The organism is Pseudomonas farris (assembly GCF_019145235.1).
Lineage (GTDB): Bacteria > Pseudomonadota > Gammaproteobacteria > Pseudomonadales > Pseudomonadaceae > Aquipseudomonas > Aquipseudomonas farris.
In genome coordinates this window covers 642144-665474 of sequence record NZ_JAHSTV010000001.1, presented here as the reverse complement: position 1 = coordinate 665474, position 23331 = coordinate 642144, and the positions used below count along the sequence as shown (strand labels likewise).

Here is a 23331-nt window from a genome sequence, read left to right as displayed (position 1 = left end):
ATGCAAGGCGCTCAGCTACGTCATCAGCCCTCCGCACCCGGCCGCAAGCCGGTGCCGCGGGGTGCCAGCCGAATGGTTGCCAAAGAGCCGATGTCCGCGCGCCTGCCGAAAGCCAACTTTGGTTTTCTGAAAAGCCTGTTCTGGCCCGTGCTGCTGGTTGCGTTGGGGTTCGGCACTTATGAAGGCGCACAGCGTTTGCTGCCGTACGCCGACCGGCCGATCACCAAGGTCGCGGTGCAGGGCGACTTGAGTTACATCAGCCAGCAAGCGGTGCAGCAGCGAATCGCCCCCTACGTGGCGTCGAGCTTCTTCACCATCGACCTGGAGAGTATGCGTACCGAGCTTGAAACGATGCCATGGATTGCCCACGCCGAAGTGCGCAGGGTATGGCCGGATCAAGTAGTGATTCGTCTGGAAGAACAGCTGCCGGTGGCCCGTTGGGGCGACGAATCGCTGTTGAACAACCAGGGGCAGGCGTTCACCCCGCGTGAGCTGGCGAACTACGAACATTTGCCACAGCTGTTCGGCCCACAGCGGGCCCAGCAGCAAGTGATGCAGCAATACCAGGTGCTGAGCCAGATGCTCAGGCCATTGGGCTTCTCGATTGCACGCCTGGAACTGCGTGAACGAGGCAGTTGGTTCCTGACCACCGGCGCCGGCAGCGCGGGCCCGGGAATCGAACTGCTGCTGGGACGCGGCAAGCTGGTGGAAAAGATGCGCCGCTTCATTGCCATCTATGACAAGACGCTCAAAGAGCAGATTACGAACATTGCGCGCATCGATCTGCGCTACGCCAACGGCCTCGCTGTTGGCTGGCGGGAACCTGTAGCGCCCACGACAGCCCAACCCGCTGTCGCGAAGAATTAAGAAGAGGCAGGACCCATGGCAAACGTGCAAAGCGGCAAAATGATCGTCGGTCTCGATATCGGCACCTCCAAGGTGGTGGCGCTGGTAGGCGAGGTCTCGGACGACGGCACGCTCGAAATCGTCGGGATTGGTACTCATCCGTCCCGCGGCCTGAAAAAAGGCGTGGTGGTGAACATCGAGTCCACCGTCCAGTCGATCCAGCGCGCGATCGAAGAAGCGCAGCTGATGGCCGGTTGCCGGATCCACTCGGCGTTCGTCGGCGTGGCCGGCAATCACATCCGCAGCCTGAATTCCCACGGCATCGTGGCGATTCGTGATCGCGAAGTCAGCTCCGCCGACCTTGAGCGCGTTCTCGACGCTGCCCAGGCTGTGGCGATCCCGGCTGACCAGCGTGTGCTGCACACCCTGCCGCAGGATTACGTGATCGATAACCAGGAAGGCGTTCGCGAGCCGTTGGGCATGTCGGGCGTGCGTCTGGAAGCCAAGGTTCACGTGGTCACCTGCGCCGTCAACGCCGCACAGAACATTGAAAAATGCGTGCGCCGCTGCGGTCTGGAAATCGACGACATCATTCTCGAGCAACTGGCCTCGGCCTACTCGGTCCTGACCGACGACGAGAAAGAGCTGGGCGTTTGCCTGGTGGACATCGGCGGCGGTACCACCGACATCGCGATCTTCACCGAAGGCGCGATCCGTCACACCGCGGTGATCCCGATTGCGGGCGATCAGGTGACCAACGACATCGCCATGGCGCTGCGCACCCCGACCCAGTACGCCGAAGAAATCAAGATTCGCTACGCCTGCGCCCTGGCCAAACTGGCCGGTGCCGGTGAAACCATCAAGGTGCCGAGCGTCGGCGACCGTCCACCGCGCGAGCTGTCCCGTCAGGCCCTGGCCGAAGTGGTCGAGCCGCGTTACGACGAGCTGTTCACCCTGATCCAGGCCGAACTGCGTCGCAGTGGCTACGAAGACCTGATCCCGGCCGGCATCGTGCTGACCGGCGGTACGTCGAAGATGGAAGGCGCGGTGGAACTGGCCGAAGAGATCTTCCACATGCCGGTTCGCCTGGGCGTGCCGCATGGCGTCAAGGGCCTGGACGACGTGGTCCGCAACCCGATTTATTCCACCGGCGTTGGCCTGTTGATGTACGGCCTGCAGAAGCAGTCCGACGGGATTTCGTTCTCGGGCATCGGCAGCCGCGACAGCTACAGCAATGACGAACCGAAAGTCGCCTTGCTCGATCGCTTCAAGAGCTGGGTACAAGGCAATTTCTAAAGCTTTACCGCAACACCGCTTCAAACAGCAGTAGGCGAAAAAACTAGAGAATGTAAGGAGAGGGAAAATGTTCGAACTCGTAGACAACATCCCCGCAAGCCCGGTAATTAAAGTTATCGGTGTTGGCGGTGGCGGCGGCAACGCTGTCAATCACATGGTCAAGAGCAACATTGAAGGCGTTGAATTCATCTGCGCCAACACTGATGCCCAAGCGCTGAAAAGTATCGGCGCGCGGACCATCCTGCAACTGGGCACCGGCGTGACCAAAGGCCTGGGCGCCGGCGCCAACCCTGAAGTAGGTCGTCAGGCCGCTCTCGAAGACCGCGAGCGCATTGCCGAAGTCCTGCAGGGCACCAATATGGTGTTCATCACAACCGGCATGGGCGGTGGTACCGGTACCGGTGCTGCGCCGATCATTGCCGAAGTGGCCAAGGAAATGGGGATCCTCACCGTTGCGGTGGTGACCCGCCCGTTCCCGTTCGAAGGTCGCAAGCGTATGCAGATCGCCGACGAAGGTATTCGTCTGCTGTCTGAAAGCGTCGACTCGTTGATCACCATTCCCAACGAGAAGCTGCTGACCATCCTCGGTAAAGACGCGAGCCTGCTGTCGGCTTTCGCCAAGGCCGACGATGTACTGGCCGGTGCCGTTCGCGGTATCTCCGACATCATCAAGCGTCCGGGCATGATCAACGTCGACTTTGCCGACGTGCGTACCGTGATGAGCGAAATGGGCATGGCGATGATGGGCACTGGCTGCGCCAGCGGTCCGAACCGTGCACGCGAGGCCACCGAAGCGGCCATTCGCAACCCGTTGCTCGAAGACGTGAACCTGCAAGGCGCACGCGGCATCCTGGTGAACATCACCGCCGGTCCTGACCTGTCCCTGGGTGAGTACTCCGACGTGGGTAGCATCATTGAAGCCTTCGCTTCCGAGCACGCGATGGTCAAGGTCGGTACCGTTATCGATCCGGACATGCGCGACGAGCTGCACGTGACTGTTGTTGCCACCGGTTTAGGCGCTAAAATCGAGAAGCCTGTGAAGGTCATCGACAATACCGTTCACACCTCGATGGCTTCCCAGCCACAACAACAAGCCCCTGTTCGTCAGGAACAGCCTGCGGTGAACTACCGTGACCTGGACCGTCCGACCGTCATGCGCAACCAGGCTCAGGCCGGTGCTGCGACTGCCGCGAAGATGAACCCGCAAGATGACCTGGACTACCTGGACATCCCGGCTTTCCTGCGTCGTCAGGCCGATTGATGAAATGTATCAGGGGTATTAGGGTGATTGGTGTTCAGCAAAGGTCTGGTCTGCTATCATCGCCAGCCTTTGTTGATACCAGTTCGCAATTTGCGCTGAAGCGGCCCATGCCATGATAAAACAACGCACCCTGAAGAATATTATCCGTGCCACAGGTGTCGGCCTGCACTCCGGGGAGAAGGTCTACCTGACCCTCAAGCCAGCGCCCGTCGACACCGGCATTGTGTTTTGTCGTGCTGACCTCGACCCTGTGGTGCAGATTCCTGCCCGCGCGGAAAACGTTGGCGAAACCACTATGTCGACCACGCTTGTTAACGGTGACGTCAAAGTGGACACGGTGGAGCACCTGCTCTCGGCCATGGCTGGCCTGGGCATCGATAACGCCTACGTCGAGCTCTCCGCGTCCGAAGTCCCGATCATGGATGGTAGCGCTGGACCCTTCGTATTCCTGATTCAATCGGCCGGCCTGGAAGAGCAGGACGCCGCCAAGAAGTTCATCCGGATCCTGCGGGAAGTGACAGTGGAAGACGGCGACAAGCGCGCCACTTTCGTCCCTTTTGAAGGTTTCAAAGTGAGCTTCGAGATCGATTTCGATCACCCGGTTTTCCGTGACCGCACACAAAGTGCAAGCGTGGATTTTTCCAGCACTTCGTTCGTAAAAGAAGTCAGCCGCGCCCGTACCTTTGGTTTCATGAGTGATATCGAGTACCTGCGCAAGCACAACCTCGCACTCGGCGGCAGCGTTGAAAACGCTATTGTGGTCGACGCGGATGGTGTACTGAACGAAGACGGCCTTCGCTATGAAGACGAATTCGTGAAGCACAAGATCCTCGATGCAATTGGTGACCTCTACCTGCTGGGCAATAGCCTGATTGGTGAGTTCAAGGGCTTCAAGTCCGGACATGCATTGAACAACCAGCTGCTGCGCAAGTTGATTGAGCAGACAGATGCTTGGGAAGTCGTGACTTTCGAAGACGCCAGCACTGCACCGATCTCTTACATGCGTCCTGTTGCGGCCGTGTAAGCAAAAAACCTCTCTAGTTTTTAAAGGCTACCTTCGGGTGGCCTTTTTTTATGATCCGGTTTTTTGTGGCGTCTGGGCTGACCCCTTCGCGAGCAAGCCCGCTCCCACAGTAGACCGCGTACCCATGTGGGAGCGGGCTTGCTCGCGAAGAGGCCAGTAGATCCACTACAAATGGTCAGTCGGCAACCACCCGATTCCGCCCACTTTCCTTGGCCTGATACAGCGCCTTGTCCGCCGCAAACAGCAACTGCTCCAAGCTGATGTCGGACGCCGTCGTCCAAGTGCTGATACCAATACTGACAGTAATCGGCGACGTATCACTCCCCACCAACGGCAACTGCTCCACCGCTGCGCGGATGTTGTCGGCAATCTGTTGCGCGCCGGCGCTGTCGGTTTCAGCCAGGATCACCGAAAACTCCTCGCCACCGTAACGGGCGACCAGGTCCGCGGGCCGTCGAACATGAGTGCTGATCACCTTGGCCACCCAGCGCAAGGCATCGTCGCCGCCTTGGTGGCCATGGCGATCGTTGAACGCCTTGAAGTGATCGACATCAATCATCAACAACGACAGTGGCAGACCGGAGCGTTGGGCGCGGAACCATTCATGGCGCAGGGCCTGATCCAGGCTTCGACGGTTGGCCAGACCGGTCAGGGGATCGGTGGCGGCCAGTTGCGCCAATTCCTGCTCGGCACTTTGGCGCCGACGCAATTCCCGGCAGAGCAACCAGGTCAACCACAACAGGCTCACGCAGAGGGCAATGGTCGCAAAGCTGACCACCACCGCAGTGCGCTTCCAGGCCGCAAAGACTTCCTCGCTCGAGAGCGCAACGATGACGATCAACGGCAAGTTCCCGACCTTGGAGAAGGTGTACAAACGCTTGGCCTGGTATCGATCGGACATGCTTGTGAAGCTGCCGTTGCCTTCTTTGACGATGCGCTGGAAATTGGGGCGGTTACTGAAGTTCTTGCCGATCAGCTCTTCGGCAAGGCGTGGTTGCTGAGCCAGAAGAGTCCCATCCTTGCTGATCAGATTGACCGTGCTATCACGACCGATGTTCAAGCTGTTGAACAACTGATCGAAGTAACTCAACCGCATGGCAGCTTCGGCCACGCCCAGGAACTCACCCTGGGAGCCGTTCACCCGTCGGCTGAAACTGATCCGCCAATCCTGTTCGGGCGACCTGGCTCGGAAGGGGGGACTGATGAACATGCCCGGGTCTGGGTTATTCACGTGAGACTGAAAGTATTCGCGATCGGCATAGTTACCCTGCCTGGGCTCCACCGAGGCCGAGTCGGCGATCACATCGCCCTTGTTGTCGAGCAACAAAATGTTGCCCTTGTACGGCGCGGCGGTGGCGCGGTCGAAATAGGCCAGATGGCGAATGGCTGGAGAAACGCTCTTGAGGTCTTCTCGCTGGGAGGCAGCGATCAAACCCAGCAGGGACACATCATAGAGTTCGACATTGCGCAGCACGTCGGCGTCGATCAATTGCACGATATTGTTGGCGGCGCGAGCAGCGGACAATTCGGCATTGGCGCGTTCACGGATCAGCAGAAAGGTCACGATGCTGAGTATCGCAATCACCAACAACAAACTGCCGAGAACCAGAAGCCGCTCCGATCGTGTCGAACGGATCGGATGTTGAGATTTCGCACTGCTCACACTCATGGTTCTGACTTCTGCAAATAAGGCGTTATGAAAGTTCTTTTACAAGAATCGGGCAGAGTCCCAGAAACCGGTCGCGTCCAGAGCGCCTATATAAATGCCGGATAAAAAAAAGGCCAGCAAAACATGCTGGCCTTTTGCTAATTGAAGCTTAGAAGACATTCATCGGGTCGTCGACAATTACCGAAAACCGACGGAGCAGGTTCAACACCACAACAAAAAAAAGCCGCTGATAGCAGCGGCTTTGAAAACAACTTTTCAAAGGGAAGAGCCGATGAAAAGTGTCGAGGGAAACAGAGCGATACGTAAAAGTCAGCTGTCTTAATCAACCCGTGGCTGGGCTTGAGTGCTCGATGCTTGAGGGGTTTGCGCAGCTTCCTGGGCCTTGGCCGTCAGTTCGCTTTGATACTGTTCGTAAGCCTTGGCTCGCACCGCGTTTTGCGCAACGAATGTCTGCGACTCTTCAGCCATGGCGAACGGGGACAGAAACAGGGAAGACATACAAGGAGCTGCCGAAGGCTGCGATCTTTTGAGGTCTGTCAGACCGGTAGATGAATCCCGAACGTATTCATCCCATGATCACTGCGCACAAACACATCCCCGCCATGCATCAGCGCAATCGCCTTGACGATTGCCAACCCCAGACCGTGGTTGTTGCCACTGTTGCTGCGCGACGCATCGACCCGGTAGAAGCGCTCGAACAATCGCGGCAGATGCTCATTGGCAATCGGCGATCCCGGGTTGGCGACGCCGATGCTGACCTGATGCTCTTCGACTTCGATCCGTACCTGAATCACTTGCCCGGGCTCGGTGTGCTGCACCGCGTTGCTCAGCAAGTTGATCAACGCCCGGCGCAGATGGGCGATCTCGATTCGTACCTGCGCATCGCCACTGACCTCGACCTGAACCTGCGCATCTTCAAGAATGAAATCCAGATACTCCAGCGTCGTCGCCACTTCGTCGGCCAATGAAGTGGACGTCAGTTTAGTGGCCTTGCTGCCCTGGTCGACGCTGGCGAGGAACAGCATGTCGTTGATGATCGAGCGCAGCCGCTCGAGTTCTTCGAGGTTCGATTGCAGCACTTCAAAATAGTGTTCGGCCGAACGCCCACGGGTCAGCGCAGCCTGGGTCTGGCCGATCAGGTTGGTCAGGGGCGAGCGCAGTTCATGGGCCACGTCGGCGTTGAACGATTCCAGGCGCGAATAGGCCTGTGCGACCCGTTCCAGAGTGGCGTTGAACGAGCTGACGAACTGACCCCGCCTCAGTCTGTGGTCGCCAGCGCCGTTAGCGGTGCTGATGCTGGTGGGAGAGAGTGCCGATGGAATAGCCGCTCAAGCCACAAGTATATGACCGGCGTGGTGAACAGTGTCAGCGCCTGGCTCACCAACAAACCGCCGACCACCGCGATGCCCAGCGGCTGGCGCAGTTCGGCGCCGGTGCCGTAGCCGAGCATCAGCGGCAGGGCGCCGAGCAGGGCGGCGAGGGTGGTCATGATGATCGGCCGGAACCGCGTCATACACGCCTCATAGATCGCCTCTTCCGGCGGCAAGCCACGGTTGCGTTGGGCTTCCAGTGCGAAGTCGATCATCAGAATGCCGTTCTTCTTGACGATGCCGATCAACAACACCAGCCCGATCAGCGCCATGATCGAAAAGTCCTGGCCGCAGATCCACAGCATGATCACCGCCCCGAGCCCCGCCGAGGGCAGGGTCGAGATGATCGTCAGCGGGTGCACGAAGCTCTCGTACAGAACGCCAAGAATGATGTACACCGCCACCAGCGCCGCCAGAATCAGCCACGGCTGGCTGGCCAGCGAACTCTGGAACGCCTGGGCCGCGCCCTGGAAATTACCGCTGATGGCCGTCGGCATGCCGATGTCGGTCTTGGCCTGATTGAGCATGATCACCGCATCGCCCAACGCGACGCCGGGCGCCAGGTTGAACGACAGGTTGGCCGCCGGGAACATCCCGTCGTGAGCGATAGACAACGGACCGATAGTTGGCGCATCGAATTTCGCCAGGGCCGACAGCGGCACCATTTCCCCGCTCAGCGGCGAACGCAGGTAGAAATAGTTGAGGCTTTCGGCCTTGCCACGCTGTTTGGTGTCCAGCTCCAGAATCACGTTGTACTGGTTGGTCTGGGTCTGGAATTCGTTGATCTGCCGCTGGCCGAAGGCGTCGTACAGCGCTTCATCGACATCACTGGCGGTCAGGCCGAAACGCGCCGCCGCGCTACGGTCGATGCTGATGTGGGTGATACTGCCACCCAGTTGCAGGTCGTTGGAAATATCGCGAAACGCCGGGTTGCTGCGTAGTTTTTCCGTCAGGCGCTGGGTCCAGGTGCTCAGGAGTGCACCATCGTTGCTCTTGAGCACGTATTGGTACTGCGCACGGCTCGGGCCGGAGCTGAGGTTGATGTCTTGCCCGGCGCGCAGGTACAGCACGATGCCCGGGACCTTCATCAGCTGCGGACGAATCCGGTCGATGAATTGGCTGGCCGATACGTCACGGTCGCCACGTTTTTTCAGCGAAATCCAGAACCGTCCGTTGGCGATAGTCTGGTTGCTGCCCGAAACGCCGACCGAATGGGAGAACGTCTCGACGGCAGGATCGGCGGCGACGATTTCAGCCATCGCCAAGTGTTTTTTCACCATGTCGCCGTAGGAAATATCGGCGGCTGCTTCGGTGGTGCCCAGGACGAAACCGGTGTCCTGCACCGGGAAGAAACCCTTTGGAATGAAAATGTACCCGGCGACCGCCAAGCCGAGGGATAGGCCGAACACACCGATCATCAATTTCTGATGGGCGAGGGCGCGGCGCAGGCCTTTTTCGTACAGCGCCAGCAAGCGTTCGCCGAAACCCGGTTTGTCGTGGGCGTGATGCACCGGCGCGCGCATAAATAGCGCAGCCAAGGTCGGCGCCAGCGTCAGGGACACCACCACGGAAATCATGATGGTCGAGGTGGCGGTCAGCGCGAATTCCTTGAACAACCGCCCGACCACGCCACCCATGAACAGCAGCGGAATGAACGCCGCCACCAGCGAGAAGCTGATCGAAACCACGGTAAAACCGATCTCGCCGGCACCCTTGATCGCCGCCTCGCGCATGCCGTCGCCGGCTTCCAGATGGCGGTGAATGTTTTCCACCACCACAATCGCATCGTCCACCACAAACCCGACGGACACCACGATCGCCACCAGCGTCAGGTTATTCAGGCTGAAGCCCATGATGTACATCAGGGCAAAACTGGCGATCAGCGACACACCGAGCACCGACGCCACGATCAGGGTTGCCGACAACTGGCGCAGGAACAGAGCCATCACCGCCACCACCAGCAGGATCGCGATCAGCAGGGTGACTTCCACTTCATGCAATGAAGCGCGGATGGTCTGGGTGCGGTCGACCAACACCTTGACCTGCACCGAGGCCGGCAGCATGGCCTCCAGCGTCGGCAGGGCCGCTTGAATACGGTCGACGGTCGCGACGATGTTGGCCCCCGGCTGCCGGAAAATCACCAGGTTCACCCCCGGCTGACTATCAGCCCAGGCCTGGATGTAGGCGTCTTCCGAACCGTTGACGACTTTGGCCACATCCTTGAGATGAACCGGTGCGCCGTCCTTGTAGGAAACAATCAGCTGACCGTATTCCTCGGGGTGGAACAATTGGTCGTTGGTGGACAAGGTCGAAATGCTCGACTCGCCGTACAACGCACCCTTGGCCAGGTTGAGGCTGGTCTGCTGGATCGCCAGGCGAATGTCCGCCAGGGTCAGGCCAATGGCGGCGAGTTTGTCCGCCGACGCCTGCACGCGGATTGCGGGACGTTGCTGACCGGTGATGTTTATATTGCCTACGCCGTCGATCTGGCTGATCTGACGGGCGAGCAGGGTTTCCACCAGGTCACTGACTTCGGTGCCCGGCATTTGTGGCGAGTTGATGCTGAGGATCAGCACCGGGCTGTCGGCCGGGTTGACCTTCCTCCAGTTCGGCAGGTTCGGCATGTCTTTGGGCAGTTTGCCGGCGGCGGTATTGATCGCGGCCTGGACTTCCTGCGCGGCGGTGTCGATGCTTTTGTCGAGGGTGAATTGCAGGGTCAGAATGGTCGAGCCCAAGGCGCTGCTCGAGGTCATCTGGGTCACGCCGGGGATGGCACTGAATTGCACTTCAAGCGGCGTAGCCACCGACGAGGCCATGGTTTCGGGGTTGGCGCCGGGCAGCTGCGCGGCCACCTGGATGGTCGGGAATTCCGCTTCTGGCAGCGGGGCAATTGGCAGTCGCGGAAAGGCAATAACACCGAGCAGCACCAAGGCAAAAGTCAGCAGGACCGTCGCCACCGGATGATCGATGCACCACGCGGAAACCGAGCCATGGCCCTTCATGGTTTCGGCTCCGATTGCACCACTTGCGGCGGGTCGGTCACTACCTGCACGGTCGAGCCAGGTTTGAGCCGCGACTGGCCGTCGCTGACCAGCACATCGCCCGGTTTCACGCCTTTGATGATGTCCTGGCCGCTGCCTTGATAAACCATCTGCACCTGAACGGCTTCGACCTTGTCGCCGTTGACCCGGTAGACGAAATGTTGATCGAGGCCACGTTGTACGACGGTGGGCGGCACCACCAGCGCATTTTTATCCAGCGCTGTCTGAATCTTTACCGTAACCAGCAGGCCCGGCCAGAGTTTCTGTGCGGGGTTGGCGAACTCGGCCTTGGCGCGGATGGTCCCGGTGTTGGCGTTGATCTGGTTGTCGATCAGGGTCAGGCGGCCTTCGCCCAGCAGGTTGCCGGTTTCGCCGTCGGTGTCGGCACCGATGTAGGCCTTGACCGGCGTGTGCTGGGGATCGTTGATCAGGCCTTGCAGGGTCGGCAGCATTTGTTGCGGCAGGGAAAACGCCACGGCGATCGGGTCGATCTGGGTCACGGTGAACAAGCCTTGGGTGTCAGTCATGCGCAGGAAGTTGCCTTCATCCACTGTGCGAATACCGACGCGACCGGTGACCGGGGAGCGAATCTGTGTGTAGGAAAGCTGCACCAGAGCGGCGTCGATCGAGGCCTGATTGCCTTGGGCAGTGGCTTTGAGTTGGTTGACCAAGGCTTGTTGCTGGTCATAGGTTTGCTTGGACACGCCGTCGTCGACGCTCAGCAGTTTGTAGCGTTTGAGGTTGACCTGAGCCACTTGCAGTTGCGCCTGACTTTCGCCCAGTTGCGCCCGGGCCTGGTCGAGGCTGGCGCGGATCGAGCGGTCGTCGATGGTGGCCAACAGATCGCCTTTGTTCACCAGTTGGCCTTCCTTGACCAGCAGCTTGGTGAGGATGCCGTCGATCTGCGGGCGCACGACCACGCTGTGCAACGACAGCACCGAGCCGATGCCGCTGATGTAGCGGGGCACATCTTTTTCAGCGACGCTGACTACTCGCACGGGGATGGCGGTGGAGGTGGCCAGTTTGGTCGTGGCGGGTTTGGTGGCGTACCACACGCCCAGCGCTGCCAGGACGATCAGAAGGGCGGCGAACAGGGCGGTTTTTTTCTGAATTCGCATGCGAGTGGGGCGCCGGGCAGAGTGGTCGGAGTTTTGTCAGGTTTATACCTTCCTTTATAAACCTGTTCGCCCGTCAGGAGAGTGACTGGTAACTGACGGCGCTGTCAGTTTGGACCTTTTTGGGTTGATGCTGATTCCCCGTGATCAAAAGCGGCAGGCGAGCTAATGAGTGGCGAGGGCGGGTGCACACCGCTCCACTGTGGGAGCGGGCTTGCTCGCGAAGGCGGCCTGACAGCCGACCAATCTCTCGCGGGTGTACGCAACCCCACGGAGCTGCCAAAGGCTGCGATCTTTTGATGTGGATTTTCAAGATCAAAAGATCGCAGCCTCGTTTCACTCGACAGCTCCTACAGCAATGAGTGTCAGACGTGGGATTGGTGGGTGAGTGCTGTTTTTGAATGTTTAATCGATGTGTCGGAACGCAGATCTTTCCCACGCATTTTTCAGGTTGTCCGTCGGAAGCAGGCTCTTTAGTCTTTGGCTGTCGCTGCACATTCAGCGACCGGGCGTGAGATCCCCGAAACGAGTAGGCGAAAGCCTCACGACCATAACGGCAAGTGATGGCTCCAATTGAGATTAGGAGCTACAAATGGAAAACGATAATTCTGATTCGAAATTCAACAAAGCCAACCCCGACACCCTGTGCACCGAAGAATTACTCAAAGACCGCGAAGCCATAAAACGCGCCCTCGACTACTACCTCGATCCCCCGGCGCCATACACCGAAAAGCCCCGTCGCCCCAGCACGATGTTCATGGTCGCCCCGGGTGCCGGCACCGAAAGCCTGCTGGCCCACGCCTACGAATCGTTGGCCTCAGCGAGTGTCCTGGCCACCGATTTCGCCAACAATCTGATCGGTCCGCAGCGCCATACGGCGATGGCGATTCAGCAGATCATCATGGTGGCGGAATTGGCGGTGAACCGGGCACTGGATAACGTCGATCCGGCGTAGACACACCGCAAACAATGTGGGAGCGGCGGTGCGACGATTCGACTTGCCCGCGATGGCGGCAGGTCGGACATCCAACATCGCAGTGACTGACACACCGCTTTCGCGAGCAAGCCCGCTCCCACAGGATTTGTGCTGATTTGAAATTGGCGCATGACCTTGTGGGAGCGGCGGTGCGACGATTCGACTTGCCCGCGATGGCGGCAGGTCGGTCAGCACAAAACCCGACGGACTCGCTTGCGGCGTGAAGCTTGCGGCTCCCGACACAGGTATACTGCCGCCTTTCGCGGCTCGCCTACCGGGCCCGACTCTTTGAGCATCACCCGGAGCTTTCATGACTTCCCCGACACAACCGCCGGTTGCCGACGCTTTGAGCGACGACCAGGCAGACCTGCCAGACAGCGTCGACTCCAGCGCAGACAGCGAAACCAAAGCGGCGATTCCTGCGTTCAAGTTTCCGTTCAAGCCGGGTGAATTGGCCGCGGCGAAGAATGCCAGCCAGCCTTGGTACAAGAACGGCGCCAAGAATGGTCACACCAAGACCCCGGGTGCAGCGCCTCCTGGCACTCGTCGTTCGATGGGTAAGCGCTGATCGTTGATCTTCTGCCATAGACGGCGGTGCCTGATCTGCCGTCTTCGCGAGCAAGCCCGCTCCCACAGTGGTTCATCGTCGTTCACAGATTCGGTGTACGACACAAATCCACTGTGGGAGCGGGCTTGCTCGCGAAAGGGCCAGCACAAACACCACAGATCTTGGTCTCACGCCGCCCGCAACGAAATAAACGCATAGTTCAGCGGCACTTCAGTCGCCACTTGCGCCCCGGCTGCCAGCACTTGCCCGGCGATATCGTCGCCTGATACATGAAAGACCCATTCACCGCCCGACCCCGCCAACGGCTGTTGCGCCACCTGATCAATGACCATGGCAAACGCCGTCATGTCCGGCAGATAAGCAGTAAATCCATCGCCCTTCAGCGCTGTCGTCCGAATCCCCAATAACGCACAAATCGCATCCTTGGTCTGAATCTCATCGCGATCCGCCTGACGGGAACGTTGGATCAATCCCGCAAGCTCCTGATCCACCAGCTCACCACCGATGATCAAATCCGGCCCTGTTTCCCAGGACTCGGGCGGGCATTCTTTGATCGCCGGGTTGAGCGGGATGTGCGGATTGATTTCCATCGGGTAGATGCGGCACACCAGCGGTCGGCGTTCGTAGATGCGGCAGAGGTTGTCTTCGTCAAGATTCCGGCAGGGACCGACGTTATAGGCGGCGAAGGTGATCGCCACGTACGCCTCGCAGGCGCCGCTTCGAACCACCAACGAGCGGCGTTCGGCGTGTTCGCGTTGCTGCACGGGCAGGCCCAGGCCATTGGCGAGAAAGGCCTCCGCCAGCACGATCACCTGACCGCCATCGGCCGCCCACATCCGGGCTTCGGCCAGTGTCAGGGGCACGTGGTGGTCGTTGCAGCATTTGCCACAACCTACGCAGGAAAACGTTGTATTCATCGGACGGCCAGTCACCTGTGGGGGCATGAAATGGCGACAAAAAGCCACCGCAAAGGCCTGTGCCGAAGCAAGTTATGCGCCATTCACTGCGCTTTTGCTGTTGGGCGGATGGAGTCCCACTCGGTCACGTAGGCGGTTTTGCTTTTCTTGTTGTAGAGGCACAGCTCGGTGCCTTGCTGGCCTTTCATGTGTTTTTGCGGGTACTGGCCTTGCAGCAGGAGCGCGGTATAACCGACTCGGTCATCGAACTGCGCGGCGTTGCCGACGGGTTTGACGTTCTTCAGGCCGCTGGCTTTGGTGCAACTGGCGAGTAAGTCTTTGTCGTAGGCGGCCCAGGCGTCGGGGCTGGAGGCGTGGGCTTGGGTGGCGAGGGTGGTGAGGCAGAGGAAGGTCAGGGTGGTGGCTTTCATGGTTTTGGCATCCTTGGCGTGTAGTGGCCGAGGTCGGAGTATGCCTGATGGTTTTGGGTGGTTGTGCGGGCCTCTTCGCGAGCAAGCCCGCTCCCACAGTGGTTCATCTGTCGTTCACAGATTTGGTGTACGACACAAATCAACTGTGGGAGCGGGCTTGCTCGCGAAAGCGGTGTGTCAGACAGGCACGGGCTCCCGGCGGACCACATACATCCCGGCACTTTCATACAAACGCTGGGCCCGAAGGTTGTTTTCCAAGACCTTCAAATCCACAAAGCCTTCGCGGCGTTGCTGAAACACGTTGAAAGCATTCAGCAGCAGCGCACGGCCAAGTCCGAGGCCTTGAGCGCGCGGGTGCACGACCAGGCTCTTGATGTAAGCGCTGGTCCAGCACTGGGCGACGCCGACGATTCCTTCGGCATCCAGGGCAATGAAGCACAGGGACGGATCATATTCAGGATCGGTTTCAAAACGCTGTTGCCAGACCTCCAGAGCCGGTACGCGACCGCTACCTTCCCGATAGCCCAGTTCCATCAGGTGATGAACGGCTTCGGCCAGTTCGGGACGGTACTCAGTCAACTCAATGCCATTTGGCCAAGTGAAAGGCGGCACATCCTCAGCCAGGTTGCGCCGCATCAGAAAACAAAAAATCTCGGCCAAAACTCAGTGACCTTGTTCGACGACGGCCCTGGCCGCCGCGATCAGGCATTTGGTCAGTTCCGGTGAGGAGAATTTGGTCAGCACCGCGTTGGCCCCGGCCAGTCGAGCCTTCTCACTATTCATCGCGCTGTCCAGCGAGGTATGCAGCAACACATAGAGGTGCGAGAAGTCCGGCGTTTCGCGCAATGTGCGGGTGAGGGCATAGCCGTCCATTTCCGACATTTCGATGTCCGAGACAATCAGGTTGATTTGCTGGGAGGTGCCTTGCAGGTCCAGCAGGCAGTCGATGGCTTCCTTGGCGCTGCGAGCGGTGTGGCATTGCAGGCCGAGGTTGCGCAGGGTATGCACCGATTGTTGCAGGGCGACCTGGCTGTCATCGACCACCAGAATCCGCGCGTTGCCGAGTACTTCGGCGTCTTCCATGCTCAGTTCGGTCGGGGCCGTTTCGATCTGCGCCGGAGCGATGCCGTGGATGACCTTTTCGATATCCAGCACTTGCACCAGCGTGCCGTCGACCGAGGTCACGCCAGTGATGTACGAGCGCACGCCACCGGAGCCGAAGGGTGGTGGGCGGATGTCGGTGGTCAGGCAATGGACGATTTTGCTCACCGCCTGAACGTGCAGGCCCTGCTTGGAGCGGCTGACGTCGGTGACGATCAGGCAGCCACCGTTCGGGTCTTCCAGCGGTCGCTCGCCGATGGCGCGGCTCAGGTCGATCACTGACAACGATGCGCCGCGCAGGGTGGCGATGCCTTTGACGTGGGGGTGCGACTCCGGCAGCCTGGTCAGCGGCGGGCAGGGGATGATTTCGCTGACTTTCAGCAGGTTGATCGCCATCAGCTTGCCGCTGCGCAAGGTAAACAGCAGAAGCGAAAGTGAATCTGCGCGGGCTTTGTTGGAAGACATAAAAACCTTCTGTGGAAAAAGGTGATGGGCGATTGTGAAGATCGCCAACAGCTATCGATGCCGGGTTATCGACTTGATAGGGGCAGGCTTTAGCAATTTGGGTGAATGGTAGGGCCCCATCGCGAGCAGGCTCGCTCCCACAGCGGGTTTTCGACGAACGCAATATGCGTGTCTCATGAAGATCAAATGTGGGAGCGAGCCTGCTCGCGATGAGGACGTCACTTCATTCCAAGCCGCTTGGCCATCCGTCCAAGGTTCGCCCGATCCAGACCCAGCTCCCGCGCCGCACTAGCCCAGTTATTCTGGTGCCGTTCCAGGCAAGTGCTGATCAGTTGGCGCTGATAATGCTCGGTGGCTTCACGCAAATCCCCTGAAACCAACACCGCCGCCGGTGCAGCATCCACCGGTTCTGGCGCGGGTTCAACGCTGCCATTGGGCAAGTCCAGATCCGCCGCGCTCAAGCTGAGAATCTTCGGCCGTTGCTTGCAGTTGCCCAAGGCCTTCAGCGCACTACGACCAATCAAATGCTCCAACTCCCGCACGTTCCCCGGCCAGTCATACGCCAATAGTGCCGCTTGCGCATCGCTGGTCAGGCGCAGGCTATTGAGGCCCATGCATGAGCGGTTTTGTTCCAGAAAGTAGCCGCTGAGCAACAGCACATCCCGACCGCGGTCCCTCAGTGCAGGCACCAGCAGCGGGTAAACGCTCAGGCGATGATAAAAATCGGCACGGTAGCGACCACTGCGCACTTCTTCGGCCAGGTCGCGGTTGGTTGCTGCGATCAATCGCACGTCGACCTGATGTTCCTTGTCTGAGCCCAGGCGCTGCAATTGTCCGCTCTGCAGCACCCTCAATAATTTGGCTTGCACCGTCAGTGACAGTTCGCCCACTTCATCAAGGAACAACGTGCCGCCATTGGCCAGTTCGAACTTGCCGCGCCGATCATTCGTTGCGCCGGTGAAAGCACCGCGCACATGGCCGAACAATTCGCTCTCCACCAGCGTGTCTGGCAGGGCGGCGCAATTGAGGCTGATGATCGGTTTGTCGGCCCGTGGGGACGCCGCGTGGATGGCTTGGGCCACCAGCTCTTTACCGACTCCGGTTTCGCCGGTGATCAGCACCGTCAGGTCGCTGCCGCCCACCAGGCTGATCTCTTCCACCAGTCGTTTGTAAGTCTTGCTCTGGCCGATCATTTCGCGGTTCTGTTGGCCGCTGGCCTGACGGTAAACCTCGGCGCGCTGATGTTCGTCCTCGACGCGATTGGCCAGCCGTTCGATGCGCTCGGCGGCGTTGACCGTGGCGGCGGCTAGGCTGGCGAAGGCTTGCAGGGCGTCCAGTTCAATCGGCTCGAAACGTTCAGGGGAGAGCGCATCGAGGGTCAACAAACCCCATGGGCGCTCGTCGATAAACAGCGGGCAGCCCATGCAGTCGTGGACTTCCAGGTGATCGTGCAGGCCATCGATCAAGCCGTCATAAGGATCGGGCAAATCGCTGTCGGCGGCGAAGCGAGTCGGGCCGGGACTGCTGAGCAACGCTTCGAAGCGCGGATGTTCACTGATCTTGAAACGTCGACCGAGGGTGTCGGTGCTCAATCCATCCACCGCCAGCGGCACCAGCCATTCGCCATCGAGTCGCAGCAGGGCCGCGGCGTCGCAAGGGAGCAGGGCGCGCATGGCTTCGAGCAGGCGTCGGTAGCGCTCGCCTTCGGGCAATTCGCGGGACAGGTCGGAGACCAGGGGCAGCAGGGTCGTGAGCAGTAATTTTGCAGTCATAATGACTCCGTGTAGTCGGTGTGACTATAAGGCCTAGGGTGTCGATATGACTACTGTGATTTCAATTGACTGATTTATAAGGATTTAATTGTTGGCATGGAAACTGATACGTAAAGGTCATTCATATAAAGCCCAGGAGTTGCTCTTATGCTTAGCGTTCAAGACCGTGCAATCATCAAATCCACCGTGCCGTTGCTGGAAAGCGGTGGCGAAGCGCTGATCACGCACTTCTACCGCATGATGCTCTCCGAATACCCGGAAGTCCGCCCGCTGTTCAACCAGGCCCACCAGGCCAGCGGCGATCAGCCGCGCGCCTTGGCCAACGGTGTATTGATGTATGCGCGGCACATTGATCAGCTCGATCAGTTGGGCGACCTGGTGGCCAAGATCATCAACAAGCACGTGGCACTGCAAATCCTCCCGGAACATTACCCGATTGTAGGTAGCTGCCTGTTGCGAGCAATCTCCGAAGTACTGGGCGACGAGATTGCCACGCCTGAAGTGATGAGCGCCTGGGGCGCTGCCTACAATCAACTGGCTGATATCTTGATCGGTGCCGAAGCCAGCATCTACGACCAGAAAGCGCAGGCGCCGGGCGGCTGGCGTGGCGCGCGGGAATTCATCGTGGCGGCCAAGGTCGAGGAAAGCGCGGAAATCACCTCGTTCTACTTCGAACCGGCGGACAAGGGCCCGATTCTCGCGGCAGAGCCTGGCCAGTACATCGGCATGAAACTGATCCTCGATGGCGAAGAAATTCGGCGTAACTATTCGTTGTCGGCGCTGGCCAACAAGGGCCAGTACCGCATCAGCGTCAAGCGCGAAACCGGCGGCCGCGCGTCCAACCATTTGCACGATCAACTGCACGTCGGCGCGAGCATCATGCTGTTCCCGCCTGCGGGCGATTTCACCCTGACCGCCAGCGACAAACCGCTGGTGCTGATCAGTGGCGGCGTTGGCATCACCCCGACGCTGGCGATGCTCGAAGCGGCGCTGGCGACCGAGCGGCAGGTGCACTTTATTCACTGCGCGCGCAACGGTAGCGTGCATGCTTTCCGTGACTGGATCGATGGCCTGGCCGAACGTCATCCGCAGCTCAAGCGTTTTTATTGCTACGCCGAAGACGATGGCGTCAGCCCGGCGGCGGACAAGGTTGGCCTGTTGAGCCAGGAGCAACTCGGCGAGTGGATGCCGGAACAGCGTGATGTGGATGCGTACTTCCTGGGGCCTAAAGGCTTCATGGCGGCGATCAAGCGTCACCTCAAGGCCTTGGGTGTGCCTGAGAAGCAGAGCCGTTACGAGTTCTTCGGGCCGGCTGCCGCACTGGAATAACTGCCCCGGGCGGTTCCTGAGGGCCGGGTCGGTGTTTCGCTTGTTTGCGAAGCACCGACCCGGCCTTTTTTGCATTCGGCTAGTACCCGACCAGAGGCCGGGTATAAGGCTGTCTGCCCGATTGACGGATAATACGTAAAAGTCCAGTATGGAATTATAAGTACAAAAAAGTGCTTTTCTGTTTCAGCTTCTTCTGTCTTGCCAAACCAACAACAACCCGCGAGAGAACGAATATGAAGAAATTCCCCCTCATCACCGGTCTGGCCCTGAGCCTGTTGGCGTGCAGTAGCTTGTTTGCCGCCGAGAAAAACCTGCGTATCGGCATCGAAGCGGCTTATCCGCCGTTCGCGTCCAAAACCCAAGAAGGCAAAATAGTCGGTTTCGACTACGAGATCGGCAATGCCTTGTGCGCGCAGATGAAGGTCAAGTGTGAGTGGGTCGAAGGCGAGTTCGACGGTCTGATTCCTTCCCTGAAAGTGAAGAAAATCGACATGGCGCTGTCGTCCATGACCATCAACGAAGACCGTAAGAAATCGGTGGATTTCACTCACAAGTATTACTTTACCTCATCGCGTCTGGTGATGAAGGACGGCGCAGTGGTGGATGACCAGTACGCCAGCCTCAAGGGCAAGAATGTCGGCGTGCAACGCGCAACCACCACCGACCGTTACGCCACCGAGGTTTTCGAACCCAAGGGCATCAACGTCAAGCGCTACGGTAACAACGAAGAGATCTACATGGATCTGGCCGCCGGCCGCCTCGATGCGATTTTTGCCGACACCATCCCCTTGAGTGACTTCCTGTCGATGCCGCGTGGCGCCGGTTACGCTTTTGTCGGGCCGGAACTCAAGGATCCGAAATACGTGGGCGAGGGCGCCGGGATTGCCGTGCGCAAGGGCAACACGCAGTTGGTGGCGGATCTGAACAAGGCGATCGACGAGATTCGCGCCAATGGCGAGTATCAGAAGATTTCGCAGAAGTACTTCAAGTCCGATATCTACGGCGACTGATAAATCGCTTTCGCGAGCAAGCCCGCTCCCACATTCGATCGCATTTCTTCAGGAAGAACTCGATCAACTGTGGGAGCGGGCTTGCTCGCGAAGGGGCCCTATCAGGCTGTACACATCTTAGGGCTCAACCCTTCAATTCCTTCAAATGCTTGTACACCGTCGCTCGCCCCATGTTCAGCACATTGGCCACATAGTTGGAGGCGCTTTTGCCTTTGAAGGCGCCTTCGGCGTGCAGCGCCAGCACCAGTTCGCGTTTGTGGTCGCGGGTCAGCACATTCAGGCTCAACTGACGCTCGCGCAGCCAGGCATGCAGAAAGGTGTTGATCCGTTCCTGCCAATCATCGCGAAACAGTGAGTCCGGTTGCGGGATCAGCTTGGTCGGCGACAGGAACAAATCCAGCGCCGCTTTCGCGTTCTCGAACAACGAGATATTCAAGTTGATGCACAGCACCGCCAACGGACGACCCTCGCTGTCGCGCAGTACGCTGCTAAGGCTGCGAATCTTTTGGCCGTCCCAGTTGAGCTTTTCATACGGCCCGATGTTTCGTTCGCTGACCTCTTCGCTGAGCATGTCTTCCAGCGACGAGTCGTCACCGATTTCCCGTTTGGACAGGTTGTTGGCGATGTAATCGACCTTTTGCGTGCGCAAGTCATGCAGCACCACCTCGGCGTGAGGGAAGAACAACGTGGCGATCGCATCGGCAATCGCGCGGAAGTTGTCCAGGGACGTAGCGTCCAGGGCCGAGTCTTTTTCAGGTGCGTTCATACAGTGGAACTCCAGGCAGCGTCAGCGCCCCGTAAAAAGGGACGCTGGAAGTTTGCCGCAATCGTGTGGACACGTCACCTGAGGGGGCAGGATCAGCTCAGGCGGGCGGGAGAGAGCATCTCGGCGTCCAGGCCGAAACGGCTGAGCTGCTCGGGCAAGGATTCGCCGCGTACCAGTGCAGCGCTGGCCTGGCCCATGGCCGGCGACGTCTGGATACCGTAGCCGCCTTGCGCCGCGACCCAGAACAGCCCCGGCACCTGCTGATCGAAGCCGGACAGCAAATCCCCGTCGCGCACGAAACTGCGCAGGCCGGCCCAGGTGCGGGTCGGGCGGCGGATGGTCAGGGTGGTGGCTTCTTCAATCTGGTAAATGCCCATGGCGATGTCCAGCTCTTCGGGCTGCACGTCGTGCGGTTCCACCGGGTCGGCGTTGGCGGGTGAGCCGAGGAACATGCCGGCGTCGGGCTTCATATAGAACGACTCATCGAGGCTGACCAGCATTGGCCAGTCATGGATATCCAGACCTTCGGGGCCGGCGAAGATAAAAGCTGCCCGGCGCTTGGGTTGCACGCCCAGAGGTTGGGCGCCGGCCAGCTCGCCAATCTTGTCGGCCCAGGCGCCGGCGGCATTGATGATGATCGGGGCGCTGAAGGTCTGAGTGTTGGTTTGAACCTGCCATTGCCCTTCGGCATCACGGCTCAGGCTCAACACCTCGCTGTCGGTATGCACTTCACCTTTATTGCGTCGGATACCGCGCAGATAGCCCTGATGCAGAGCATCGGTATCGATGTCGCTGGCGGTCGGATCGTAGATCGCTCCATGAACTTTTTCCCGACGCAGGATCGGCAGACGCGCACAGGCTTCGTCGGCGCTGAGCCATTGCATTTGCGGCACCGTGGCTTTGGCGCTCAGGTATTGATTGCTCAGCTCGGCCGGATCTCCGGTGAAGTCGACGGTCATCTCGCCGCGCGGGGTCAGCAGCGGGTGTTCGCAGAAACCGGGCGGCGGTGCGTCGAAGAAGTCGCGGCTGGCCTGGGTCAATGCCCGAACCTGCGGTGTGCCGTAGGCGGCGGTGAACAGCGCCGCCGAGCGTCCGGTGGAGTGATAGGCCGGATGGGATTCGCGTTCGAGCACAATCACCCGCCCGTGCTGCGACAGCCAGAAACCGGTGGAAGCGCCGGCAATCCCGCCGCCGATGATGATGAAATCTGCCTGGTTCATGAACGTCTCCTGTGGGGGCGCAAATGCCGAAATTGTTAGAGGCCCCCTGTGGGAGCGGGCTTGCTCGCGAATGCGGTCTGACATTCACAAGGATGTCGACTGACCCACCGCTTTCGCGAGCAAGCCCGCTCCCACAGGGTTTGTGGTGTTAGCGCTGTAGTTGGTAAAGGGCATTGGCCAGTGCGATGTCTTCCAGGCCCAGGCCGATGGAGCGGAAGAACACCGTGCGATCGTATTCGGGGCGCTGGACTTTTTCGCTGAGCAAGTCGGGCAGGTCGCCGACAATCGAACGCTTGTCCCAGCCATGCTGCTCACCGGCGATCAGCATTTCACCGGCCGAGCCCGGGGTGGTTTGACGATAGTCACAGAACACCTGCATGTCATTGAGGCTCTGCGGCGGCACTTCATGGGCGCGTGGGGCGTTAGTGCTGATGGAGGTGATCAGCGCCGGTTTGCTTAAGTTCGACGGGTCGATCACCGGGCCGGCGGACGAAGTGCAGAGCATGATCACGTCGGCGTCCTGAATCGCAGCTTCGCAACTGTCGGCGGGGGTCAGCCGTGGATCGAGGCGTTTGAGCTGTGCCAGCGCTTCGGGATTCTTGTCGCTCAGGCTCGGCGAGTAGAGGCTGATGCTTTGCCAGTCTCGCAGGTCCTTGACGTAGTGCAGGTGCGCCTGAGCCACCTTGCCGCTGCCGATGATCGCCAGACGCTGGGCCTTCAACGGCGCGAGGGCATCGACCGCCACCGCCGTCGTTGCGGCGGTGCGAGCCGTGGTCAATTCACCGGCATCGCAGAGCAGCAGCGGCTGGCCGGTCTGCATCGACATCAGCAGCGTCCAGGCGGTTACCAGCGGGCCTTGCTCGCGCACGATGTAAGGCGAGGTCTTGACGCCATATACCCCGTCCTCGGCCAGCACACCCAGGTAGTTGATGAAGTCCCCGGCACCCTGCGGGAATTCCACCAGTTGTTGCGCCGGTTGCACGGCTTGTCCGGCGGCCAGGTCGCGGAACAGCTTACGCAGGATCTGCGGCACATCAACTTGTGCCAGCAGTTCGCGGGCTTGAGGTTGGGTGATCACGTAAGGCGTGCTGGGCATGGTCGGCTCCGGGTGTTGAAAGTAAACTAATTTGTCCATTATGGACTTTTAGTTTTCTCTAGCAAGTCCTGTTGAAAAA

20 protein-coding genes and 1 pseudogene are annotated in these 23331 nt (G+C 59.5%); 8 read left to right on the top strand and 13 right to left on the bottom strand.

Annotated features, from left to right (window positions below; genetic code table 11):
• From KVG95_RS02970 to lpxC, 4 genes are all read left to right on the top strand, one after another.
• Nucleotides 1-867 carry a cell division protein FtsQ/DivIB gene (locus KVG95_RS02970; RefSeq protein WP_052966282.1) on the top strand — a complete coding sequence of 289 codons (867 nt, stop codon included), beginning with the start codon at nucleotides 1-3 and terminating at the stop codon, nucleotides 865-867.
• Between the two features lie 15 nt (nucleotides 868-882).
• On the top strand, nucleotides 883-2142 hold the full coding sequence (gene ftsA / locus KVG95_RS02965; RefSeq protein ID WP_007904319.1) for a cell division protein FtsA: 1260 nt from the start codon (nucleotides 883-885) through the stop codon (nucleotides 2140-2142).
• Between the two features lie 67 nt (nucleotides 2143-2209).
• Entirely contained in the window at nucleotides 2210-3403 is a 1194-nt protein-coding gene (gene ftsZ, locus KVG95_RS02960) for a cell division protein FtsZ (protein WP_007904318.1), read from the top strand.
• A 112-nt stretch (nucleotides 3404-3515) separates the two neighbouring features.
• On the top strand, nucleotides 3516-4427 hold the full coding sequence (lpxC, locus tag KVG95_RS02955) for a UDP-3-O-acyl-N-acetylglucosamine deacetylase (protein WP_007939852.1): 912 nt from the start codon (nucleotides 3516-3518) through the stop codon (nucleotides 4425-4427).
• A 175-nt stretch (nucleotides 4428-4602) separates the two neighbouring features.
• Here the strand turns inward: lpxC and KVG95_RS02950 are convergent, their stop codons facing one another.
• From KVG95_RS02950 to KVG95_RS02930, 5 genes and pseudogenes are all read right to left on the bottom strand, one after another.
• Nucleotides 4603-6096 carry a sensor domain-containing diguanylate cyclase gene (locus KVG95_RS02950; RefSeq protein WP_217854443.1) on the bottom strand — a complete coding sequence of 498 codons (1494 nt, stop codon included), beginning with the start codon at nucleotides 6094-6096 and terminating at the stop codon, nucleotides 4603-4605.
• A gap of 318 nt (nucleotides 6097-6414) precedes the next feature.
• Nucleotides 6415-6594, bottom strand: coding sequence for a hypothetical protein (locus KVG95_RS02945; RefSeq protein WP_217854442.1), 180 nt, complete (start codon nucleotides 6592-6594; stop codon nucleotides 6415-6417).
• A gap of 38 nt (nucleotides 6595-6632) precedes the next feature.
• Nucleotides 6633-7346: pseudogene (locus KVG95_RS02940) on the bottom strand (heavy metal sensor histidine kinase); the annotation flags it as partial.
• An 8-nt stretch (nucleotides 7347-7354) separates the two neighbouring features.
• Nucleotides 7355-10468: a multidrug efflux RND transporter permease subunit gene (locus KVG95_RS02935; RefSeq protein WP_217854441.1), complete on the bottom strand. Its 3114-nt coding sequence runs from the start codon at nucleotides 10466-10468 to the stop codon at nucleotides 7355-7357.
• Complete coding sequence (locus tag KVG95_RS02930) at nucleotides 10465-11625, bottom strand: efflux RND transporter periplasmic adaptor subunit (protein WP_217854440.1); 1161 nt, start codon at nucleotides 11623-11625, stop codon at nucleotides 10465-10467. The genes KVG95_RS02935 and KVG95_RS02930 overlap by 4 nt, the downstream gene beginning before the upstream one ends.
• Before the next feature lie 589 nt (nucleotides 11626-12214).
• Here KVG95_RS02930 and KVG95_RS02925 point away from each other — a divergent pair.
• Both KVG95_RS02925 and KVG95_RS02920 read left to right on the top strand, forming a co-directional pair.
• Complete coding sequence (locus KVG95_RS02925) at nucleotides 12215-12577, top strand: DUF6124 family protein (RefSeq protein WP_217854439.1); 363 nt, start codon at nucleotides 12215-12217, stop codon at nucleotides 12575-12577.
• 331 nt (nucleotides 12578-12908) lie between these two features.
• A complete protein-coding gene (locus KVG95_RS02920) occupies nucleotides 12909-13166 on the top strand; it encodes a hypothetical protein (protein WP_007905458.1) in 258 nt (85 codons plus the stop codon).
• A 167-nt stretch (nucleotides 13167-13333) separates the two neighbouring features.
• Here KVG95_RS02920 and KVG95_RS02915 read toward each other — a convergent pair whose 3' ends face one another.
• The 5 genes from KVG95_RS02915 to norR form a co-directional block, all read right to left on the bottom strand.
• Nucleotides 13334-14083, bottom strand: a complete 750-nt coding sequence (locus KVG95_RS02915; protein WP_217854438.1) for a YkgJ family cysteine cluster protein — start codon at nucleotides 14081-14083, stop codon at nucleotides 13334-13336.
• A gap of 83 nt (nucleotides 14084-14166) precedes the next feature.
• Nucleotides 14167-14493: a hypothetical protein gene (locus KVG95_RS02910; protein WP_217854437.1), complete on the bottom strand. Its 327-nt coding sequence runs from the start codon at nucleotides 14491-14493 to the stop codon at nucleotides 14167-14169.
• A gap of 177 nt (nucleotides 14494-14670) precedes the next feature.
• Complete coding sequence (locus KVG95_RS02905; protein WP_217854478.1) at nucleotides 14671-15129, bottom strand: GNAT family N-acetyltransferase; 459 nt, start codon at nucleotides 15127-15129, stop codon at nucleotides 14671-14673.
• Between the two features lie 27 nt (nucleotides 15130-15156).
• Complete coding sequence (locus KVG95_RS02900) at nucleotides 15157-16059, bottom strand: chemotaxis protein CheV (protein ID WP_217854436.1); 903 nt, start codon at nucleotides 16057-16059, stop codon at nucleotides 15157-15159.
• 218 nt (nucleotides 16060-16277) lie between these two features.
• Nucleotides 16278-17831, bottom strand: a complete 1554-nt coding sequence (gene norR, locus KVG95_RS02895) for a nitric oxide reductase transcriptional regulator NorR (protein WP_217854435.1) — start codon at nucleotides 17829-17831, stop codon at nucleotides 16278-16280.
• 147 nt (nucleotides 17832-17978) lie between these two features.
• Here norR and hmpA point away from each other — a divergent pair, with 147 nt between their 5' ends.
• Nucleotides 17979-19160: an NO-inducible flavohemoprotein gene (gene hmpA, locus KVG95_RS02890; RefSeq protein WP_217854434.1), complete on the top strand. Its 1182-nt coding sequence runs from the start codon at nucleotides 17979-17981 to the stop codon at nucleotides 19158-19160.
• Between the two features lie 233 nt (nucleotides 19161-19393).
• Entirely contained in the window at nucleotides 19394-20170 is a 777-nt protein-coding gene (locus KVG95_RS02885) for an ABC transporter substrate-binding protein (protein ID WP_217854433.1), read from the top strand.
• 124 nt (nucleotides 20171-20294) lie between these two features.
• Here the strand turns inward: KVG95_RS02885 and KVG95_RS02880 are convergent, their stop codons facing one another.
• The 3 genes from KVG95_RS02880 to KVG95_RS02870 form a co-directional block, all read right to left on the bottom strand.
• Nucleotides 20295-20936, bottom strand: a complete 642-nt coding sequence (locus KVG95_RS02880; RefSeq protein WP_217854432.1) for a helix-turn-helix transcriptional regulator — start codon at nucleotides 20934-20936, stop codon at nucleotides 20295-20297.
• 92 nt (nucleotides 20937-21028) lie between these two features.
• The gene (locus tag KVG95_RS02875) at nucleotides 21029-22156 is read right to left on the bottom strand and encodes an NAD(P)/FAD-dependent oxidoreductase (RefSeq protein ID WP_217854431.1); all 1128 of its coding nucleotides are present in this window, start codon (nucleotides 22154-22156) and stop codon (nucleotides 21029-21031) included.
• Between the two features lie 148 nt (nucleotides 22157-22304).
• Nucleotides 22305-23252, bottom strand: a complete 948-nt coding sequence (locus KVG95_RS02870; protein WP_217854430.1) for an ornithine cyclodeaminase family protein — start codon at nucleotides 23250-23252, stop codon at nucleotides 22305-22307.
• Between the last annotated feature and the right edge of the window lie 79 nt (nucleotides 23253-23331).

Bases quoted from the DNA above. Each gene is read 5' to 3' on its own strand.
- KVG95_RS02970 (WP_052966282.1), top strand. From the start codon at position 1: ATGCAAGGCGCTCAGCTACGTCATCAGCCCTCCGCACCCGGCCGCAAG.
- ftsA (WP_007904319.1), top strand. From the start codon at position 883: ATGGCAAACGTGCAAAGCGGCAAAATGATCGTCGGTCTCGATATCGGC.
- ftsZ (WP_007904318.1), top strand. From the start codon at position 2,210: ATGTTCGAACTCGTAGACAACATCCCCGCAAGCCCGGTAATTAAAGTT.
- lpxC (WP_007939852.1), top strand. From the start codon at position 3,516: ATGATAAAACAACGCACCCTGAAGAATATTATCCGTGCCACAGGTGTC.
- KVG95_RS02950 (WP_217854443.1), bottom strand. From the start codon at position 6,096: ATGAGTGTGAGCAGTGCGAAATCTCAACATCCGATCCGTTCGACACGA.
- KVG95_RS02945 (WP_217854442.1), bottom strand. From the start codon at position 6,594: ATGTCTTCCCTGTTTCTGTCCCCGTTCGCCATGGCTGAAGAGTCGCAG.
- KVG95_RS02935 (WP_217854441.1), bottom strand. From the start codon at position 10,468: ATGAAGGGCCATGGCTCGGTTTCCGCGTGGTGCATCGATCATCCGGTG.
- KVG95_RS02930 (WP_217854440.1), bottom strand. From the start codon at position 11,625: ATGCGAATTCAGAAAAAAACCGCCCTGTTCGCCGCCCTTCTGATCGTC.
- KVG95_RS02925 (WP_217854439.1), top strand. From the start codon at position 12,215: ATGGAAAACGATAATTCTGATTCGAAATTCAACAAAGCCAACCCCGAC.
- KVG95_RS02920 (WP_007905458.1), top strand. From the start codon at position 12,909: ATGACTTCCCCGACACAACCGCCGGTTGCCGACGCTTTGAGCGACGAC.
- KVG95_RS02915 (WP_217854438.1), bottom strand. From the start codon at position 14,083: ATGAATACAACGTTTTCCTGCGTAGGTTGTGGCAAATGCTGCAACGAC.
- KVG95_RS02910 (WP_217854437.1), bottom strand. From the start codon at position 14,493: ATGAAAGCCACCACCCTGACCTTCCTCTGCCTCACCACCCTCGCCACC.
- KVG95_RS02905 (WP_217854478.1), bottom strand. From the start codon at position 15,129: ATGCGGCGCAACCTGGCTGAGGATGTGCCGCCTTTCACTTGGCCAAAT.
- KVG95_RS02900 (WP_217854436.1), bottom strand. From the start codon at position 16,059: ATGTCTTCCAACAAAGCCCGCGCAGATTCACTTTCGCTTCTGCTGTTT.
- norR (WP_217854435.1), bottom strand. From the start codon at position 17,831: ATGACTGCAAAATTACTGCTCACGACCCTGCTGCCCCTGGTCTCCGAC.
- hmpA (WP_217854434.1), top strand. From the start codon at position 17,979: ATGCTTAGCGTTCAAGACCGTGCAATCATCAAATCCACCGTGCCGTTG.
- KVG95_RS02885 (WP_217854433.1), top strand. From the start codon at position 19,394: ATGAAGAAATTCCCCCTCATCACCGGTCTGGCCCTGAGCCTGTTGGCG.
- KVG95_RS02880 (WP_217854432.1), bottom strand. From the start codon at position 20,936: ATGAACGCACCTGAAAAAGACTCGGCCCTGGACGCTACGTCCCTGGAC.
- KVG95_RS02875 (WP_217854431.1), bottom strand. From the start codon at position 22,156: ATGAACCAGGCAGATTTCATCATCATCGGCGGCGGGATTGCCGGCGCT.
- KVG95_RS02870 (WP_217854430.1), bottom strand. From the start codon at position 23,252: ATGCCCAGCACGCCTTACGTGATCACCCAACCTCAAGCCCGCGAACTG.